This window comes from Acidovorax delafieldii 2AN, assembly GCF_000175235.1.
GTDB classification, from domain to species: Bacteria; Pseudomonadota; Gammaproteobacteria; order Burkholderiales; family Burkholderiaceae_C; genus Acidovorax; species Acidovorax delafieldii_B.
In genome coordinates, this window is the sequence record NZ_ACQT01000527.1 from 1 (window position 1) to 1,147 (window position 1,147).

The window sequence follows — 1,147 nt, forward strand, 5'->3', positions numbered from 1 at the left end:
CGGGTGGCCTGTCCACCTCGTCCACCACCGGGCTGAGCGCGGCCAGCGGCACCACGGGCAGCAGTTCGGGCCTGGGATCGGGCAGCAGCGGCGGAGGGTTGGGCATGGGGAGCAGCGGCGGATCGGGCAGCAGTGCCAACGCCAACCAGCCCTCCACCGGCGGGCAGATCCAGGCCGATCCGACGACCAACTCGCTCATCATCTCGGCGCCCGAGCCGCAGTACCGGCAGTTGCGCGCCGTGATCGACAAGCTCGACGGCCGGCGTGCACAGGTGCTGGTCGAAAGCCTGATCGTCGAGGTGTCCACCAACAAGCTGGCCGAGTTCGGCATCCAGTGGCAGAGCGTGCTGGGCAGCAAGGGCGACGGCATGGTGGGCGCCATCGGCACCAACTCGGGCCTGGCGGGCGCCAACATCATCGGGCTTGCCGCCGGCATCGCGCAGGGCGGCACCGCTGCGGCAACGGCCGCAGGCAAGCTGGGCGGCGGGCTGAACGTGGCGCTCGCGCCGCGCGTGAACGGCCAGTACTACCTGGGCGCGCTGGCCAACTTCCTGCAAAACAGCGGTGACGCCAACGTGCTCTCCACCCCCAACCTGATGACGCTGGACAACGAAGAGGCCAAGATCATCATCGGCAGCAACGTGCCCTTCGTCACGGGCTCGTACGCCAACACCGGGGGCAACAGCGGCGCCGTCAACCCGTTCACCACCGTGGAGCGCAAGGACGTGGGCCTGATGCTCAAGGTGCGCCCGCAGATCAACGAGAACGGCACGGTCAAGCTGGCGATCTACCAGGAGGTGTCCAAGATTGACGAGGCCACGGTCTCCAACGCCAACGGCCCCACCACGAGCAAGCGCTCCATCGAATCGAATGTGCTGGTGGAAGACGGCAACATCATCGTGATTGGCGGCCTGCTCGAAGACAGCTATTCGCAGGGCGAGGACAAGGTGCCCCTGATGGGCGACATCCCTCTGCTAGGCAATCTGTTCCGCAGCGAGAACCGCTCGCGCAAGAAGACCAACCTGATGGTGTTCCTGCGCCCCGTGGTGGTGCGCGATGCGGCCGCCAGCGACGCGCTGATGATCGACCGCTACGACGCCATCCGTGCGATGCAGCAGACCGTGCAGCCGGCGCCCAGCGCCGTGTT

The 1,147-nt window shown here is 67.2% G+C and carries 1 protein-coding gene; it reads left to right on the forward strand.

What is annotated here, in order from left to right; all coding sequences use genetic code 11:
• Positions 1 to 1,147: type II secretion system secretin GspD (gspD, locus tag ACDELDRAFT_RS22795; protein ID WP_005801476.1), on the forward strand; the 1,147-nt coding region annotated here is incomplete at both ends.